The organism is Nitrospira sp., from assembly GCA_016715825.1.
Lineage (GTDB): Bacteria > Nitrospirota > Nitrospiria > Nitrospirales > Nitrospiraceae > Nitrospira_D.
The window spans coordinates 35,797-52,090 of sequence record JADJXO010000008.1; the positions used below are offsets into that span (position 1 = coordinate 35,797).

18 protein-coding genes are annotated in these 16,294 nt (G+C 55.3%); 8 read left to right on the top strand and 10 right to left on the bottom strand.

What is annotated here, in order from left to right; translation table 11 throughout:
- Positions 1-166: 166 nt before the first annotated feature.
- Together IPM58_14695 and IPM58_14700 are read left to right on the top strand one after the other, a co-directional pair.
- Positions 167-889 (top strand): hypothetical protein, encoded by a 723-nt coding sequence (locus tag IPM58_14695; protein MBK9308290.1) that lies wholly within the window; start codon positions 167-169, stop codon positions 887-889.
- Between the two features lie 340 nt (positions 890-1,229).
- Positions 1,230-1,403: a hypothetical protein gene (locus tag IPM58_14700; GenBank protein ID MBK9308291.1), complete on the top strand. Its 174-nt coding sequence runs from the start codon at positions 1,230-1,232 to the stop codon at positions 1,401-1,403.
- A gap of 322 nt (positions 1,404-1,725) precedes the next feature.
- Here the strand turns inward: IPM58_14700 and IPM58_14705 are convergent, their stop codons facing one another.
- Both IPM58_14705 and IPM58_14710 read right to left on the bottom strand, forming a co-directional pair.
- The gene (locus IPM58_14705) at positions 1,726-2,046 is read right to left on the bottom strand and encodes a type II toxin-antitoxin system RelE/ParE family toxin (GenBank protein ID MBK9308292.1); all 321 of its coding nucleotides are present in this window, start codon (positions 2,044-2,046) and stop codon (positions 1,726-1,728) included.
- A complete protein-coding gene (locus IPM58_14710; GenBank protein MBK9308293.1) occupies positions 2,046-2,306 on the bottom strand; it encodes a type II toxin-antitoxin system ParD family antitoxin in 261 nt (86 codons plus the stop codon). Before IPM58_14710 ends, IPM58_14705 begins: the two co-directional genes overlap by 1 nt.
- A 236-nt stretch (positions 2,307-2,542) precedes the next feature.
- Between IPM58_14710 and IPM58_14715 the strand changes: the two genes are divergently transcribed.
- Positions 2,543-2,728: a hypothetical protein gene (locus IPM58_14715; GenBank protein MBK9308294.1), complete on the top strand. Its 186-nt coding sequence runs from the start codon at positions 2,543-2,545 to the stop codon at positions 2,726-2,728.
- Positions 2,729-3,342: 614 nt separating this feature from the next.
- On the opposite strand, the gene IPM58_14720 is transcribed toward IPM58_14715, so the two are convergent.
- A complete protein-coding gene (locus tag IPM58_14720) occupies positions 3,343-4,518 on the bottom strand; it encodes a class I SAM-dependent rRNA methyltransferase (protein ID MBK9308295.1) in 1,176 nt (391 codons plus the stop codon).
- A 162-nt stretch (positions 4,519-4,680) separates the two neighbouring features.
- Here IPM58_14720 and IPM58_14725 point away from each other — a divergent pair, with 162 nt between their 5' ends.
- Both IPM58_14725 and IPM58_14730 read left to right on the top strand, forming a co-directional pair.
- Positions 4,681-6,342 carry an alpha-keto acid decarboxylase family protein gene (locus tag IPM58_14725; protein ID MBK9308296.1) on the top strand — a complete coding sequence of 554 codons (1,662 nt, stop codon included), beginning with the start codon at positions 4,681-4,683 and terminating at the stop codon, positions 6,340-6,342.
- Positions 6,343-6,750: 408 nt separating this feature from the next.
- Positions 6,751-7,623 carry an HAD-IIB family hydrolase gene (locus IPM58_14730; protein ID MBK9308297.1) on the top strand — a complete coding sequence of 291 codons (873 nt, stop codon included), beginning with the start codon at positions 6,751-6,753 and terminating at the stop codon, positions 7,621-7,623.
- 31 nt (positions 7,624-7,654) lie between these two features.
- Here IPM58_14730 and IPM58_14735 read toward each other — a convergent pair whose 3' ends face one another.
- The 6 genes from IPM58_14735 to IPM58_14760 are packed head-to-tail and all read right to left on the bottom strand — an operon-like array spanning position 7,655 to position 12,266.
- Positions 7,655-8,098, bottom strand: a complete 444-nt coding sequence (locus tag IPM58_14735) for a type II toxin-antitoxin system VapC family toxin (GenBank protein ID MBK9308298.1) — start codon at positions 8,096-8,098, stop codon at positions 7,655-7,657.
- Positions 8,099-8,102: 4 nt separating this feature from the next.
- Positions 8,103-8,372, bottom strand: coding sequence for a hypothetical protein (locus IPM58_14740; protein MBK9308299.1), 270 nt, complete (start codon positions 8,370-8,372; stop codon positions 8,103-8,105).
- 31 nt (positions 8,373-8,403) lie between these two features.
- Positions 8,404-9,507: an LPP20 family lipoprotein gene (locus tag IPM58_14745; GenBank protein MBK9308300.1), complete on the bottom strand. Its 1,104-nt coding sequence runs from the start codon at positions 9,505-9,507 to the stop codon at positions 8,404-8,406.
- 32 nt (positions 9,508-9,539) lie between these two features.
- Entirely contained in the window at positions 9,540-10,985 is a 1,446-nt protein-coding gene (locus tag IPM58_14750; GenBank protein MBK9308301.1) for a hypothetical protein, read from the bottom strand.
- 54 nt (positions 10,986-11,039) lie between these two features.
- Positions 11,040-11,678: a penicillin-binding protein activator LpoB gene (locus tag IPM58_14755; GenBank protein MBK9308302.1), complete on the bottom strand. Its 639-nt coding sequence runs from the start codon at positions 11,676-11,678 to the stop codon at positions 11,040-11,042.
- 21 nt (positions 11,679-11,699) lie between these two features.
- Positions 11,700-12,266: an LPP20 family lipoprotein gene (locus IPM58_14760; protein MBK9308303.1), complete on the bottom strand. Its 567-nt coding sequence runs from the start codon at positions 12,264-12,266 to the stop codon at positions 11,700-11,702.
- 147 nt (positions 12,267-12,413) lie between these two features.
- On the opposite strand from IPM58_14760, the gene IPM58_14765 reads away from it, so the two are divergent.
- Positions 12,414-12,584 carry a hypothetical protein gene (locus tag IPM58_14765; GenBank protein ID MBK9308304.1) on the top strand — a complete coding sequence of 57 codons (171 nt, stop codon included), beginning with the start codon at positions 12,414-12,416 and terminating at the stop codon, positions 12,582-12,584.
- Here the strand turns inward: IPM58_14765 and IPM58_14770 are convergent.
- Entirely contained in the window at positions 12,581-13,939 is a 1,359-nt protein-coding gene (locus tag IPM58_14770) for a caspase family protein (protein MBK9308305.1), read from the bottom strand. The genes IPM58_14765 and IPM58_14770 overlap by 4 nt on opposite strands.
- 211 nt (positions 13,940-14,150) lie before the next feature.
- On the opposite strand from IPM58_14770, the gene acs reads away from it, so the two are divergent.
- Together acs and IPM58_14780 are read left to right on the top strand one after the other, a co-directional pair.
- Complete coding sequence (gene acs / locus IPM58_14775; protein ID MBK9308306.1) at positions 14,151-16,040, top strand: acetate--CoA ligase; 1,890 nt, start codon at positions 14,151-14,153, stop codon at positions 16,038-16,040.
- 5 nt (positions 16,041-16,045) lie between these two features.
- The gene (locus IPM58_14780; GenBank protein MBK9308307.1) at positions 16,046-16,270 is read left to right on the top strand and encodes a hypothetical protein; all 225 of its coding nucleotides are present in this window, start codon (positions 16,046-16,048) and stop codon (positions 16,268-16,270) included.
- Positions 16,271-16,294 lie beyond the last annotated feature (24 nt).

Here is a 16,294-nt window from a genome sequence, read left to right on the forward strand (position 1 = left end):
GGCGGCTGACTCGGTGAGTCAGCCGCCGATCCGACTCCATGTAAGGCTGAATGCACACCGTTCTCGGCAAATCCCAACCCGCTGCCCACCATGTCGAAACACAGCCTACTGGACGATGGCGAGAATCTCGCAGGTGACGACCCATCCTGAACAGAAGGGGCCCACGATGATGTCACCACTCGACATGATTGGGATGAGCACGCCGATATCGCGAAGTGATACGCCACCGTGGAACCAGAGGACGGAGTATCTCCTTCGCCGCACCTGCATTGGAATCCTGTGGTTGGTGACGCTCTCCTTCCTGGCTCAGACGGTAGACGCTGCAGGCGGAAGCCAAGCGAAGTTCAAACGTAGCTCGACACAGTACATCGCCGCGTTGGGTGAGCCAGGCGCGACCTCCGGGAACGGCGCGCAATGGTGGGGTTTATGGCCGCGAGACCCAGGTCCTCGAGGCGTGAAGTTGAACCACTATCAATCGTTGAAAGATGCCGGTGGCGTCGCCCCGTCACGCTGGCAATTCGACGAGACAACCTGGTGGCTGGAGGAACACGGCTTAATCATGGAGCAACCGACTATTCCACTCCCTCCCGGAAAATACCTGGTCACAGGCGCCCGCAAGGTGACGTCCGTGCTGACGATTCATCCCGCCGACAGCCATGGCGACCAGCGCTGGGAGCTTGATCAAGACGCAACGCTCCATGACGTGACACACCTGGCCTGCCGTTCCGCGCGCTATACACCAGCGAGGGCTGGCGGTTCATGCTCGCCGGCCAACGCAAAGCAGACAGCATTTCCCGTTGCCCCAGGAGACACGATGCCTCCCGTTGAGGGCTGCACGAAGCAAGACTATGCCGTGCTCATCGTGATCGGTATAGGCGTGGGAAACTGAGCCTCAGTGGCGCACCGACAGTGCACGCAGCCGGCTTACCGGAAACCTCCCAGTGCATCTCCTCCCACTCAGTGAAGAGTCGGGAACAGCATAGATAGAGCTATTCGCATCAGACGTGATGCATGGCCGACGAGAAAAGATTCCCGCTCCTATTCTCTACGCACAGCCTGACAAGACATTGACGGATTGATCCCACTTGAACCGTCAATAACTTAACAATACTTAGCTAAGTTTAAATACATATCTACGAAATCCTTGGAATACCGACATCTGCACATTTGGCGCAGTTCTTGCTCCACCTTGGTGGTAGCTGTGACCGTAACCACCTTAGGAGGGAGCTATGGACTGTCCGAAATGTAAAGGGATGATGATGTTAGAGCGGTTCTCGGATTTCTTTCTCGTGTTCTATGCCTGGAAATGCATCAACTGCGGGGCGATCATCGACCGCACTATTTCCAGCAATCGACGAAAGAGTCTGGCAGCCCGCGAGTCCCAGACCGTTGCTGCGCAGTAAGAAACCGAGGCAACGAGGACGGACACTTTGCATTCTCGGATTGCTCATGGAGCAACCGTCCGTCCCACGTGTTAGACCCCGGCGACGGTGGGTACGCCATGCTCACCGTCCAACGCAAAGCAGGCGGCGTTGCCCGATGCGCCAGCGTGTCGGTGTCGATAAAAGACTCTCTCCTCGCTGAGAGGTAGAAGCTGAAAGTCGGAAACGGCGCGGCCAAAGAGTAATTGAAATAAAGTGACCTGAGGCTATCAACACAAGACTCCCATTTACTTCACGCTTAAGCGTCGGATGTTTCGTTCAAGCAAGAACTTCCCCTACCCTGCTAAGCTTTGGTTCCCAATACGCTCCACCAGTCTCGTGCCGCATGCAGCACGCGCACAATGGTGACACCATCCGAGTGTGGGATATAGAAAATCAGATTGCTCTCGAAATTGTTGATGCGCCACTTGCGCATGGTGGCAAGATCAGGATGGCGCAGCGTCAGCGGCGCGCCGATCATCAGTTGACAGGCCAGATCGTTGAAACTCGCTTCGGCACTGGCCAGGAACCGCTCTGCCGTGTCCAGCCCTGCCTCTTCTACGAAATACACAAATTGCTCGACCAGCTCGCGCCTGGCCGCCGCGTGCTGGTAGACCGTCAGCATCAGCGCGGCTTCTTTCGGGCAGCCACCTTTGCCAAAGCCTCGGCGCGAAACTCTTTCCAATCTGCCGCCGTCAATGCTGCTTTTGAGGTCTTCAATCCCTCTAGCAATTTTGCTTCCAGCTCGTCCTCGGCTTTGCGCTTTTCATCGGCCCGGATGAGTTCCCGCACATATTCGCTCGCGCTGCTATACCGGCCTTGGGCGATCTGCCCATCGACAAATTGCTTCAAGGGATCAGGCAGCGAAATGTTCATGCTCTGCATCGGGTGCCTCCTTCAGTCATGTACCTTTTCGACTATGCCACAGATGGCGAGAAATGGCAATAAATGGCATTAGATGCCATGGTGAAATGTGGCTAAGCCCCTGCATCCAGATAGCCGATTATTGGCTTTCATCAATTTGAGTGTGAGTTCAAGATTGAGGAGCAACACTGGCGGCCAGAGAGAAGACTCATGACGACAGACGCTGAGAGCTCGATCAAGGTGCAACACCCTTCGCCGTGACCTACCTGACCTGCCTTTCTGCACGCTATGCACCGGCAACGGTGGGTGGCTCCTACTCGCCAACTCACGCAAAGCAGGCAGCGTTGCCCGTTGCGCCTGGAGCCACAATGCTTCCGGTCGAGGGCTGCACGAAGCAGGACTATGCGCTGCTCATCGTGATCGGTGTAGGCATGGACAACTGAACCGCGGTCGCGTACTGACGGTTTGCGTAGTAACCTTTAAAAATACTCCAAGTACCGTTTTTGTTTCTTTCTCTGTAGCTATGGCGCGATAGCGACAAAAGGCACTCTGTATTTTTTCTGTTTTTATTGGCAGGTCAGGAATGCATATGTTTCGATGAGCACAAAGTCAGATCTCGGATTTCGCGTTGAGCTTGGAGAAATGGACGAATGCATTTCTTACGGAAGCTCATAAGATTAGCAAAGGCACGAGAAAATCTTCTTAGGCGGATCGGGTGGGCGTACATCATATATCACTCAACTCTTGCCTGTGCATTCCTTGCCACTATGCCGAGCGGCATACCCAAGCAAGGAGTAGAACTTCTTGAACTTGCTTTCATCTTTCTCATATACCCGGCACTCATTCCTGCCGTCTTCGTCTGTGGTGGTTTACACGCTCGCAACTGCGATAGCACATTGCTTGGAATTATGGTGCAAGCGACGTTCTATCTTGCTGGTGTTGCATGGTACTTTGTCGGTGGGTGGACCTTTTATTCATTTGTCATTCGAATCATTCGTCGCAGTGATAGAGGTAAGGATGATCAAATGTAGAATTCCCCAAGCGTCTCCCGAGCGGTTCAAAACACCTGCACGATAAAACACTTCAAATACCGCGTCTCCGGCATGCTGGCCAGGATGGGATGGTCGGCGCTTTGGCCACGTTGTTCAATGAGCCGGATATCTCGCTTGGCGTCGCGTGCCGCGAGGCGGATGCTCTTCCAGAGATCTGCCTCGGAGACGGGATGGGAGCAGGAGCTGGTGACGAGAAATCCTTCCGGCTTCAGCAACTTCAAGCCCAGTAGATTTACATCCTTATACCCCGTCAACGCACCAGCCAAGGCCTGTTGACTCCGGGCAAAGGCTGGAGGATCGAGGATCACCAGGTCATAGCGTCGCCCCTCCTTCACCAGCTTGCGCATCTCTTCAAACGCATCGGCTTGGCGATAAGTACAGCGATCCTCCACCTTGTTCATCCTAGCCTGCGTCTTGGCCATGGCCAGTGTGTCTAGACTGACATCAAGGCCCTCCACTGATACGGCTCCGGCGAGCGCGGCATGAATGCCGAACGCGCCGGTATGGCAGAAGACTTCCAACACGTCCGCTCCTGCCGCGAGCTTGGCCGCCGCCAACCGATTTTCCCGTTGATCGCAAAACCAGCCGGTCTTCTGTCCCTTCTCCACATCGACGAGAAACTTCGCGAAACCTTCCTGAATCTCCACTTGTGTCGGGCCGCTGCCACAGAGAAACCTCCGTTCGAGCGGCAGACCTTCAAGTTGCCGGCTCTTGGCCTCGTTCCGTAGATAGACCCTGGTCAGATTCAATTCTTTCATCAGCACGTCCGCGATGAGTTCCTTCCGGCTATCCATGCCGAAGGAGAGGCACTGCATGACCAGCAGCTGATCGTAGCGATCCACGATCAACCCCGGCAGTCGATCGCCCTCGGCATAGATCAGCCGATAGGCATTGGATTGCGCAACCACGCGCTGCCGTAAGCGGATCGCCTGCTGGATTCTGCCCCGCCAGAACGTCTCATCAATGGGCTCATCCTCAAACGTCAGGAGACGAACGCGGATTTTCGAAGCAGGGTTGTAGAGGCCACGTCCGTAAAATTGTCCAGTAGGGGTCAGGACATCGACCAAGTCTCCAGCGGTTGCCTGACCGACAAGCGGCCCAACATGATTGGCAAAGAGCCAGAGAGGCCGCCCCTCCGGGACGCGGAGTGAAGTGAGGCGGACGTGGGCCATGGACGTCATAATCTGTTCTCCCATACCATGATGTTACGAACTCTATTACGTGAATGGTCACGGACCGGCTGCTATCAATTCGAACGTCACACGCTCATTGCTTGACGAACCCCGGCCAGTATGTTTTCCTGAGGATGACACATTTCACATTCTGCATGAGGATAAAGAAGAATGGGCGACAAAGCCACTATTGGTTCTGCCGTATTGGACCGACTGCATCGCCTCGGCGTTCGTCATATCTTCGGTATTCCGGGTGACTACGTCCTCTCCCTCTATCAATTGATCGAAGCCTCACCGATTAAACATGTGGGAACGACGCGAGAAGACTGTGCCGGGTTTGCGGCAGACGCCTATGCCCGAATCAACGGGATCGGGGCAGTCTGTGTGACCTACTGTGTCGGTGGGCTCAATACCGTCAACGCCATTGCCTGCGCCTATGCCGAACGGTCGCCGGTCGTCCTCCTGACCGGTTCACCAGGTCTGTCTGAACGAACTCGCACCCCTTACTTACATCACATGGTCCGAGATTTTTCCACTCAGCGAGAGGTCTTCGAACGGATGACCGTGGCTGCGGTCACTCTGGACGATCCCCTGACTGCTGAGCGCGAGATGGATCAAGCCTTTGCCGCCCTGCTTCGCTACCGCCGCCCCATTTATATCGAAATCCCCCGCGATATGGTCCACTGTCCGTTGACTGGGGGAATGAAGCCGATCTGCATCGAAGATACGCCGAGCGACCCCGCCGCCTTGGAAGAAGCGCTCAGCGAAGTTCGAATCATGCTGGCGTCGGCAAAACGGCCGGCTATGCTCGTCGGCGCCGAAGTCGGCCGCTTCGGGTTACAGGACGACTTGGCGCGCTTGGTCGAGCGCCTCAACATTCCCATCGCCTCCACCTTGCTCGGCAAATCGATCATTCGGGAAGATCATCCCCTCTATGTGGGCGTGTACGGTGGACTCATCGGCCGAGAAGAAGTCCAGGCGTTCATCAACGACTCTGACTGTCTGTTGATCCTGGGATCTGTTTTATCCGATGTGGAAGACCTGGATGCACGATCGCCGTTGCTGTCTGAAGGACGAACGATCCATGCCACGGCCGATCGTGTCGCCATCAAGCACCATCGGTATGAATCGATCAAGTTCCAGGATTTTGTCCAGGGCCTGGTACGATCTCCGCTTCCCTCGTTTTCTCATGCTCCACGCACGCTTCCGACTCGGTCCGTCGCAACCTCGTCGGTTCTGAATTTGGATGCGCCGGTCACGCTGGAGGGGCTGTTCCGACATCTGGATACCGTCCTCACCGAAAAGACCGTCGTCATTGCCGATGTGGGTGAGTCGCTCTTCGCGGCGGCCGATCTGCACGTGCGCCATCGGTTTGAGTTTCTATCACCGGCTTATTACACGTCGATGGGGTTCGCTGTGCCTGCAGCCTTGGGCGCTGCATTTGCCGACCCGAGCCTGCGACCTATCGTCCTGGTAGGAGACGGTGCGTTTCAGATGACCGGAACTGAATTGGCCAGTTGCGTGCGGTATGGGCAAGCTCCGATTGTCATCGTGCTCAATAACCGAGGCTATTCGACAGAACGCGAAATTCTGGAAGGTCCTTTCAACGATGTCCATGAATGGCAGTATGAACGGGTGTGCGAGCTGATCGGCGGTGGCAAAGGGTCACGCGTGAGCACGCAAAGAGAATTTGAACAGGGTCTCGCCGCCGCCTTTGCGGACGGAAGCCAGCTTCACCTTCTCAACGTCCTCTTGAACCCGAATGACCGTTCCCCTGGCATGGTACGCTTGGCACGTCGCCTCGGAAAGAAACTTTCGACCGACAAGCCATAGGTACAATCCTTCACCCCTGCCTCCTTTTCCCTACACCCTAAAAGGGAAGCTCCCCCAAGACCCCAAAAATCTCTGAGGAAAACAACACACATGACATGTTATCGTTGCCACCAGTGATGGCATGTCCTCTGCATCTGTTCCTAGAAGAAAGGGACCGTTGCTCCGCGCCCATCCAGGCTTTACGCACGATCGCATTTCAGCCATAATGTTGAATACGTAGCGAGAATGTCGAGTCGTACTTTTGTCAAAATGGTGCGAGTACCGCTCCTCACGGTTTCGGCCGGCGAGGCCCCGTCCAATTTGACCCGGAGCTGAACAGACAGGACCCGCCGAACAATTTTCGGCGCGTCGTCTGAGCAGCCGACACTGGTCTTCGCTCAACGGCGATGAACACTATCTTTGGGCCCTATGCCACAATATCTCCTGTTCACTGACCTAGACGGTTCGCTGTTAGACGGAAACACCTACTCGTTCGACGAAGCCCGGCCAGCGCTCGACCTGCTCCGCTCCCAGGATATTCCGGTCATTTTGGTCTCCGGAAAGACTTGTGCCGAAATCGAACCGCTTCGCGAACGATTGGACCATCAGGCACCCTTTATCGTCGAGAACGGAGCGGCGGTGTATGTCCCGCTCGAGACCTTTGACTTCACTCCGGCACGATCTCGCCGACGTGCTTCGTATCACGTCATAGAATTAGGCACTCCCTATGCGCTTCTCCGCGATGTCCTCCGACAAATCGAGGACGCGGTAGGAACGAGGCTGCAAGGGTTCGGCGATCTATCAGTCGATGAGGTCATGGCGACGACAGGGCTTTCACGTGAAGACGCGCTGCGGTCGATGCTTCGCGAGTTCGATGAACCATTCTTGGTCAACGGACCTCCCAAATTGATCGAGGAGATCTGTCGCCAAATCGTGACGCGAGGTCTAAATTGGACACGAGGAGGGCGTTTCTTTCACTTGATGGGAAACAACGATAAAGGCCGGGCAGTCGAGATCCTGCTTCGATGCTATACACGACAAGGACTCGATCCTGACCTGTCGGATCTCGAGACCATTGGTATCGGTGATAGCCTCAACGACCTCCCCCTCTTACTTACGGTCGATCATCCGATATTAGTGCAAAAACCGGACGGATCCTACGACCCAGACATCACTCTCCCCAACCTCATTCGAGCCCCAGGCATCGGACCAGCCGGATGGAACCATGCTGTTCTGGATATCCTTCAGCGTGCCTCAGAAAAGACACCGCAAGGGCAACCTCTGAATATCAGAATCAGTTGATGGCGAGCTACTCTTCCCTGTACAGAAGCCGCTAATCTTCCGCTGGATTGATGATATGGAGCCCCGCGGTTTTCGATGCTGCGAGCAGCTGGGTATCGGCGCTGACCACGGTCAACCGCAAGGGCTTCAGCTCTAACGCTAAGGCTAAGTGCATCGCCTGAAGTGATCGAAGGAACGGATACTCTAAAGCCAACTCCTTGGTCGCCAGATAGGTCTCCATTCTTGGTGCAATAAACTGATAGAGCCCCTGTTTTGACTCAATCTCGAACTTATGCAGAACAGAATAGCAATCATCCCGCGTGATCTGCCCCTCTTGGGCGCGCGCACACAGAGTCGTGAAGAAATCCGTGACGGACCATGTCGGAAGGATGGCTACTTTCCCACGTTTCACCATCAACTTATTCACAATCCGTGTGCCTCGCTCCATACTGTACCGCTTCACCAGTGCAGTTGAATCAAAATAATAGTACGGCATCTCTTTACACCCTCCCCTTCAAAATGATTTCGGCCAATGGCCCTTGGAGCTTGGAGAGCCGGTCCTGTAACTCATCGAGCGGGACCTCTTCATACCCTTCTTTACGAAAGGTGTCCGCCAAGTTACCCTGGTTGAAGGACAGTGTGTCTTGCTTCAGACGATCATTCAAGCGCCGCTTAGCCAGTCGGCTTGAGACTTTTTGTCCCGACTTGGTCAAGCCTCTGCCCCTGCTGCGTGGAGCACGACTGACGGACACGTCATCCGATCTTTTCACGATTATGACCTCCTCAGATATGAACGTTCACTCACGGACCCACCATTGACTCTTCTCGCGGACAACCCACCGGCATCCCCGTTATGACGGGTGACGCATCATCGTCAAGAATCTGTGCCGCAATCGCCTTTGCCACTTCGGACGACACGTCTTGCTGCATTACGCGAAGCGTTTTCGCCATCGCTTCGCCCTCTGTCAAATGCCCCTCCTTCCCTCCCCGGGCAACCGCCCCAATGACTTGCCTCGTGACGAGATTCAGAACTTCAAAATCGCTGCACCATCGGACATATTTGAAGTGTGGATCCCCCACCTGGATGGGGAAGAGCCGCACCGTGCCACGAACGAGTACCTCCGTCGAGCCGGTGTCGACCTCACTTACCTGGGGCCTCACATGCAGCCCCTCTCGAAGCAGCCCTTCGACCAGCGCATGCTGGGCCAGCTCCCCTTGCTCGCCGGACACCTGTACCGAGAGCACCAGATTTGTCGCGAGAAACTGCTCCAATTCCCTGAATAATTCGTTCGGTCGATGGGCAGGAGGAATTCCTTGTCCACTAGGGCGAACCACTCGCAAATCCATGTTATAGGCCTCTCGCAGAACCGTGTCTTGAACAGCCGTGAAGAGCGCACGGACCTTCGCAAGCTTGTCTGTTGCCTGCCTGGCCTCTGCAACCTCCGCGGTGATCGTCCGATCCAATTCCCCGAGCTTATCCATCAACGACACTTCCGCCTGAGATCGATTCATCACGGCGAGGGCATGGTGCACCTTCTTGTCCGAGTCGTACCAATTGTCCAGGACTCTGACATTCTCGAGCACCTTCTCGGTCGAGACGTTCGTCACGCTATCGATCGTCAACCGTCTCTCGGTATTCACAAGGCCCTGGTTCTCGACGATCGAATAGGACTCCTGGTCTTTGGCATGCGAAGCCACTTTCGCCTTAAAGATGCGTGCCACCGCCGCATACGCCTGATCCTCCGCGCTGCTCCGATTGTCGGCTTGTCCGACCCCGGTCAGATAGTGCGCGGGAGGATAGTCCGAGGTCCGACCATCGACCCACGTGGGTTTGTCTTTTCCCAATATCCAGGTACATCCACCGGTCATCGGCACGACTCCACAGAGACACAGACCGATCACCATCCTTTGCCCCAGCATCGATCCACACCGGTTGATCATTGCAGCACACGCCGAATGATGAACAGGGTTTGGCCGGCAGACAGCGAGATTGCCTGTCCATCCTTCCCCATCATGCGATGTCCTGGCGGTTGAACAGAGACCTGATACTGACCAGGTGAGACCCATGCCTTGGCGACGTGAATTTCATCAGGTAAGGTCTGCCAGCTTCGCTTATCGGCTTCTTCCGAGGCCACCGCGGCCCCCTTGGTGATCAATTCCACCAGCAGTCCCACCCACGGAGCGGCATCTCTCCCCGCCGCATGTTGTGCGCCTCGGGTAATGCCTTCCGCCATCGCAAATTTGGTCGCAGCTCTGGCAAGGGCCTTCACCGTCATCGCGGGCAGACGCTCCGAAAGACTCTGTTCGGCCAGGGCTGTTATATTTTGAGCCAGCTCCGATCGGACGGTCACGGAGCGCCCACGTGAATCCGTCAACGTCATGGCATCAGACGGAACTCGCGTTTTCTGTCGAACCAATTGCGGAAGCGCTACTCGAACTACCCGCCCATTGAGGCCATAGAGAACGCTGTCGACCATGCGATCCCTCCTGTAGGGCTGATACAACACCCCTCTATTTAGCAAAACTAACTGTACGGCATCAAGACTGATCGGCAAATCGAGTAACAGGTCTTCCTTTCGGGGAGCCCGCCCATTGTAGCTGATCATCACAACCTGAGCGGATCGCCCACCAGAAATCGAAGGCTCCCAGGTCACATCTGGGAAAGCTTTCCGGTATGACTCAAATTCCGTCGTCAGCCCGAGGGCCTCGGTTGTGCGTAGGAGATCAGCCCGTAAAGATGGAGGAAACGACATCTTCGCCCACCCACTCATGGCACCATACGCCTCGTAGGCATTCCGATAGGCGATGAACGCATTGTTGAGATCTCCGGCTGCTTCGTAGAGAATCCCGCTCAGGTATCGAGCAAATCCGTCGTTTCGGTACTTGCCCTTGTCCTTGACCCGATCGCCAAGCACATTCAGACGATGGTCGACACGACGCACCTCCACCAATGCCTCGTCGACGTGCCCCTGCGCAGCATAGTTCAACGCCTTGATCACGTTGACCATCACATGCTCGTACGCATCCCCTTCGTAGGGTAAGGCGTTGTCATTGGTCAGAAAGGCGGCGGTTTCGGTACGGATACTCTTGGTATAGAGCCGCTCAATATCCTCTTCTGCTCGATTCAGTGCTGCGTTGCTGTGCTCGTACTGGCCGGCCAACTGCAGCACCATACCGCGATCCATCGCGTATAAGAGCCGACCTCTCGCACCATACTCTTGCTCAGCGTGCTCAACGATCGTGGCAGCCCGATGCGGATCGCCGGCTTGTAAGCTTTGTTCGATCAGAAGATAGTGATTGACTGAGAGACCACAGCCCGTCAGGAGAAAAAGAACGACAACTGACAAGACCGACGAGATGGGAGTGGTAACGCCCAACCACACAGAACCCCTGGGGGAAAACCGTGGGAGGAATGGTCTCAACAGTGTCCGCGGAACTTAAAAGACGGTACGCTTCTTTTCGACCACCTTCTTGATCTTCTTTTGCCCATACCAGACCTTGGCATTACTCTCCAGATCGATCATCTGAAGATCAACCTGATAGAAGACGGCTTTGGTCCCGTCGGCTTCGTCGAGAATGGTGGCAATCGTGCCCTTCATCATGAAATCAGCCCCAGTCTCTTTCCCTGGTGACTTCTGAGTCTCTTCGCGCGCGTAGATCGCTTGCTCTTTGCGTTCAGCTCGAACCTCGTCACGCTCACCTTTGCCGGCCACAAACGTGACCTTCTGGGAATTGGTGAGTTCCTTTTCCAGATCCGTGATGAACGTCTGGACGCTGATATGTTCATGACTGCTGTTCAGCACGGTCCCTACCACGACGACAGGCTGACGTTGGTTCGTCTTTTCAAAATTGCCGAGCCACGGATATTGCAGAGCGTCCTTGATCATCGCCTCTGCCACCACTCGGGAATCCGTGTCGTTCCACCGACCACTCAGGTCAGTAACCACCCCGGTGTCGACTCGAGTGACCTTTGTTTCATGACCGCAGCCGGACAGGACGAACGCAACCGTCACCGTGGCAATAAGCGAATAACTCACTCCTTGGATCACAGGACGCCTCCCAAGCGAAGGGACCATCTTCTACCTATTCAGCACCGTTTACCGAACATCTCGCCGTTCCTCTTCCTGCTCCAAACGCTCAAAGAGACGATCGGCATTCTTTCTCACATAGTCTCGAACCTGGGCATTGAGCTCTTTGGCCTGCTCCAAGTTGTTCTTCATATCCTCTAAATTGAGCTTGGTCAAGACATAATACGTATTGGTCTTGGGGTCCATATACTGATCGACTTTCCGCACGCCGCTGAGTGTCGTGGTCGTGATGGTCTTGATCGCGCGCTCGACGTTTTGCTCTTCCGTATTTCGCGTGAAATCCCCTGCCGTCGTCGAAGCGGCATAATCTCTCATTAAATATCCCGTATAGGTTTCGAAGGTCTTTGCAATCTCGGCCCGGCCTCGGTTCTCTGCCGTATCCCATGCCAGCGGGATATTGCGTACTCCCGTGACAGCACCCACCCCATAAAAGGCTTTGCTGTCTTTTTCATTGAACGCCCCGGATCCCATTTGGACCCACTTGGGGGGACCACCGCAAGCCACAAGTGTCACCATTAGCAGGACCGTAAGACAGAGGCCGACCAGCCTCGAGTGAGTCAGTTGCGACCTGATCATAGCAATCCTCCTCCAGATGAATAAGAAGTGTTCCTTACGTAGCGGCTACGCGTAAAAACCGTGAAATCATGCTAACATGTGGGTTTTAATCCGTCAACGCAACGCTCGCTACAAGCTTCACCCTCGATCACAAACCAAGGAGGATCTGTGGCAGACATCCAAATTACAGACGGGATTCTTCGCATTCAGCAGCTTGATATCCAAGACCCCACCGTGGCAGCCATCCTCTCGGCCTACCCTCAAACACGCTGGGCAGAAATCACACGTCGCGCAGTGAAGATTGGGCTGGGGTATTTGAAAGGCGGAGAACGGGACTAAGGAGTCGGCGTACGATCGGCTTGGTTCACCGCTGCACGGGCTCGATCATGAGTGCCACCCAGCTCGACGTACCGACGAAACGCCTCGAGTGACTTGTGTGGCTCGCTGAGTCGATCAGCGTAGAGTTCCCCTAGCGCAAAGTAGGCATCCTGATAGGCGTCGTTCACACGCAGTGCCTGCTGCAAGGCTGTCTCGGCATCCCTAAACTGCCCGCGCTTTTCGTAGATCATTCCCAACATGTAAAAGGAATCAGGATTTTCTGGAGCATATTTTACAGCAAGAAGACCGGCACTCAAGGCCTCATCAAGATTTGGGAGAACTTCCGATCGAACATAGCTCTTGAGGACGTAGGCATCGCCATAGGTGGGATCATACTCGATCGCGCGATTCAGCCGTTCGACCGCCTCTTCGATCGCCTTTCCTTCCTGGATCAAGGCGACGGCGCGTTCGTATTCAACCTTCGCGTGTTGCTGTCGTTCGGCAGGTGACCGAGGCTCCGCGCCGAATGTCAAAGCCGACTTGCGTCCTTCAATGAGGACACCGTCGCCATCTCCCTCGATGCGTAGAGTCGTCGGGAGTTGCTTGCCACTGGACGCGGCTCCAACTTGTTGCTCAAGATAGCGGCCTAACTCGGACACCATGAGCCAGCCGTTCTTGTCGAGATCCGCCGCTCCCGAAAGACCTGCGAGGAGCGTATGAACAAAGCGGCTCTCGTTATCGGGTCGTTCGGAAACTTCGCCCTGACGAGCCGCGCTAATCACTTGCACCGCACGGCGCTCTGTCTCCGATTCCGGACTCAGCCGCCCTTCCAGCGTAAGCTCTTGCGGCTTGGTCATTTCCCATCCAACGATCGGTGCATCCAGAATCAGCAATGTGTGTTTTGAGGCGGACCGCCGAGTAAATTCCTTGAGCTGTTCAACTGTGACCGACTTGGTGACGTTGTTGAGCGGTGCATCAAACGGCACAAGATATCCCCGGTCCTGCCCATCGGCATCTGGTATCCAGCCGGTATGGCCTGCATAGAAGATCACCAGTCGATCCATGCGCCCAACTTTTCTCGGGAGCACATCGTTTAAAATCTGGTGTAGACGCCGCGATCCAGCCTCCTTGTCGTAGAGTTCAACTACCTCGTCGAACCCCAACTGCCGAAAGGCCTCGGCGACTTTCTTTGCATCAGCGATCGCGCCTGGGATCGGCGGCCCCACCACATAGTGTTCAATCCCGATCACGATCGCCCAAGACTTATAATAAAGCCCCTCAGGCCTTCCCAATTGCGCTTCAGCAACTGGCAGACAATGCAGCGATTGCAGGGTAATCAGGTAAGCAACCAGCATCACGGGTCTCGCAAGCATCATCCAAGCACATCTCATCATCAACCTCTGTGGAGTGTTCATCGCCGAGGTCGTGAGCCTATCGTCGGCCATGACCGGTGTCAAGGAACTGAGTCGAAGCACTCGCCCTGGTGCGGTGAGATCGGTTCGCGGTCGTTGCACGGTTGCAGGTATCCATGACTTTCTCCATAATGCTCTCTCCCTGGACTCCGTTGATGAAGGAGACACGCCTGCCATGAGTGAACAGATCGAAACTCTGCTGAAAGAGAGTCGGACCTATCAGCCGACTCCCAAGACGATCGCTGCAGCCTATATCAAAGAGTACGAAACCGAGTACAAGAAATCCATCGCGGATCCGGAGACGTTCTGGAGCAATGCCGCCAAAGAACTAGAGTGGTTTTCACCTTGGAACAAGGTCTTGGAGTGGGAGTATCCATGGGCGAAATGGTTTGTCGATGCACGATGCAACATCGCCTACAACTGTCTGGATCGTCACGTTAAAACGTGGCGGAAGAATAAGGTCGCACTGATTTGGGTGGGCGAGAACGACCAGGAACGCATCTTCACGTACGGTGAACTCTCTCGGCAGGTCAACCGCTGCGCGAACGCCCTGAAGAAGCTCGGCCTTCAGAAAGGTGACCGTGTCACCATCTATCTCCCCAAAATCCCGGAACAAGTCATTGCCATGCTCGCATGCGCCAGGATCGGCGTGATCCACAGTGTGGTCTACTCAGGATTCAGCGCGCCGGCCCTCGCGAGTCGCATGAACGACGCCGAAGCTAAAGTCGTGATCACGGCCGATGTCGGATACGACCGGGGCAAGGTTATCAACCTCAAGCCCGTCGTAGACGAGGCACTCAAGACTTGTCCGACCGTTGGGCATGTCGTTGTGATCCGCCGCCAGGCACCGGGAATAGCGCTCTCCGCTCCGAAGGAACTCGATTGGAACGAATGGGTTAAGCATGAACGAGCAGTGTGCGAGGCAGAACAACTCGATGCAGAAACTCCACTCTACATCCTCTACACATCCGGGACAACCGGTAAACCCAAGGGCGTCGTCCATGTCCATGGTGGCTACATGGTCGGCACCTATCTGACGACCAAGTATGTGTTCGATTTGAAAGACGAGGACGTGTACTTCTGCGTGGCAGATCCCGGCTGGGTCACAGGCCATAGCTATATCGTCTATGGCCCACTGCTCAATGGTGCGACAATCCTCACGGCAGAAGGAAAACCCGACTACCCCACTCCAGGACGCTGGTGGGATCTTATTGAACGGTACGGCGTCTCTATTTTCTACACGACTCCCACGGCCATCCGCCTCCTCATGCGGTACGGTGAAGACTGGCCCAAGAAGTTCGATCTCTCTACGCTCCGCATCCTCGGCAGCGTCGGAGAACCGATCAACCCGGAAGCCTGGGAATGGTTTCATCGCGCGGCAGGAGAAGACAAACCCATCATGGATACCTGGTGGCAGACCGAAACAGGATCCATCTTGATTACCCCGCTTCCCACCGTGCCCTTGAAACCTGGCTCAGCCACGCGACCATTCCTTGGAATTGAGGCTGATGTGGTCGATCGAGAAGGAAACAGCTTGCCTCCAAATGCAGGCGGATTTGCCGTGATCAAAAAACCTTGGCCCTCCATGATGCGCACAATTTACAAAGATCCTGAGCGGTACAAGGCCTACTGGAACACGATCCCCAATTGTTATACGGCCGGCGACGTCTGTCATAAAGATGCCGACGGCTACATGTGGTTCATGGGCCGGGCTGATGATGTAATCAAGGTCGCCGGCAATCGGCTGGGCACCGCCGAGGTTGAAAGCGCCTTGGTCAGTCATCCTGCCGTCGCCGAGGCGGCCGTGATCGGCAAACCGCACAAGACGGTCGGTGAATCGATCAAGGCCTTTATCATCTTGAAGCAAGGTGAGCAGGATAGTCCGGATCTGATCAAGTCAATCAAGGATCAAGTCTTGAAAGAATTGGGTAAAATCGGGGTGCCATCTGAGATCGATATCGTCTCGTCACTGCCCAAGACTCGATCCGGGAAAATCATGCGCCGCGTGCTCAAAGCCAAAGAGCTAGGGCAAGACCCAGGAGACATTTCGACGATTGAGGAGTGAGGGTGATGGGAAGGGGCGGGCGAAAACCGGGCGAGCCGATCTATCTTCGGCGGCATCTGCTCGCGCTCATCCTAGCGGTATGCCTGCCGGTAGTGCTGCTACAGCTCTACCAGATCTACATCGGCCCGGTGAGCTTCGATGCACAGATGGGATTTGGGATTTTCGTGTCGATCTTGGCCGGTCTCATCCTCTACTACACCTACCGATCATCCGCGAAAAATCAGCCATAGAAAGCGTCTGGTTCTTCCCCAGGA

Bases quoted from the DNA above. Each gene is read 5' to 3' on its own strand.
- IPM58_14730 (MBK9308297.1), top strand. From the start codon at position 6,751: ATGCCACAATATCTCCTGTTCACTGACCTAGACGGTTCGCTGTTAGAC.
- IPM58_14780 (MBK9308307.1), top strand. From the start codon at position 16,046: ATGGGAAGGGGCGGGCGAAAACCGGGCGAGCCGATCTATCTTCGGCGG.
- IPM58_14755 (MBK9308302.1), bottom strand. From the start codon at position 11,678: ATGGTCCCTTCGCTTGGGAGGCGTCCTGTGATCCAAGGAGTGAGTTAT.
- IPM58_14725 (MBK9308296.1), top strand. From the start codon at position 4,681: ATGGGCGACAAAGCCACTATTGGTTCTGCCGTATTGGACCGACTGCAT.
- IPM58_14770 (MBK9308305.1), bottom strand. From the start codon at position 13,939: ATGATGCTTGCGAGACCCGTGATGCTGGTTGCTTACCTGATTACCCTG.
- IPM58_14705 (MBK9308292.1), bottom strand. From the start codon at position 2,046: ATGCTGACGGTCTACCAGCACGCGGCGGCCAGGCGCGAGCTGGTCGAG.
- IPM58_14745 (MBK9308300.1), bottom strand. From the start codon at position 9,507: ATGGTGATCGGTCTGTGTCTCTGTGGAGTCGTGCCGATGACCGGTGGA.
- acs (MBK9308306.1), top strand. From the start codon at position 14,151: ATGAGTGAACAGATCGAAACTCTGCTGAAAGAGAGTCGGACCTATCAG.
- IPM58_14760 (MBK9308303.1), bottom strand. From the start codon at position 12,266: ATGATCAGGTCGCAACTGACTCACTCGAGGCTGGTCGGCCTCTGTCTT.
- IPM58_14700 (MBK9308291.1), top strand. From the start codon at position 1,230: ATGGACTGTCCGAAATGTAAAGGGATGATGATGTTAGAGCGGTTCTCG.
- IPM58_14695 (MBK9308290.1), top strand. From the start codon at position 167: ATGATGTCACCACTCGACATGATTGGGATGAGCACGCCGATATCGCGA.
- IPM58_14710 (MBK9308293.1), bottom strand. From the start codon at position 2,306: ATGCAGAGCATGAACATTTCGCTGCCTGATCCCTTGAAGCAATTTGTC.
- IPM58_14720 (MBK9308295.1), bottom strand. From the start codon at position 4,518: ATGACGTCCATGGCCCACGTCCGCCTCACTTCACTCCGCGTCCCGGAG.
- IPM58_14735 (MBK9308298.1), bottom strand. From the start codon at position 8,098: ATGCCGTACTATTATTTTGATTCAACTGCACTGGTGAAGCGGTACAGT.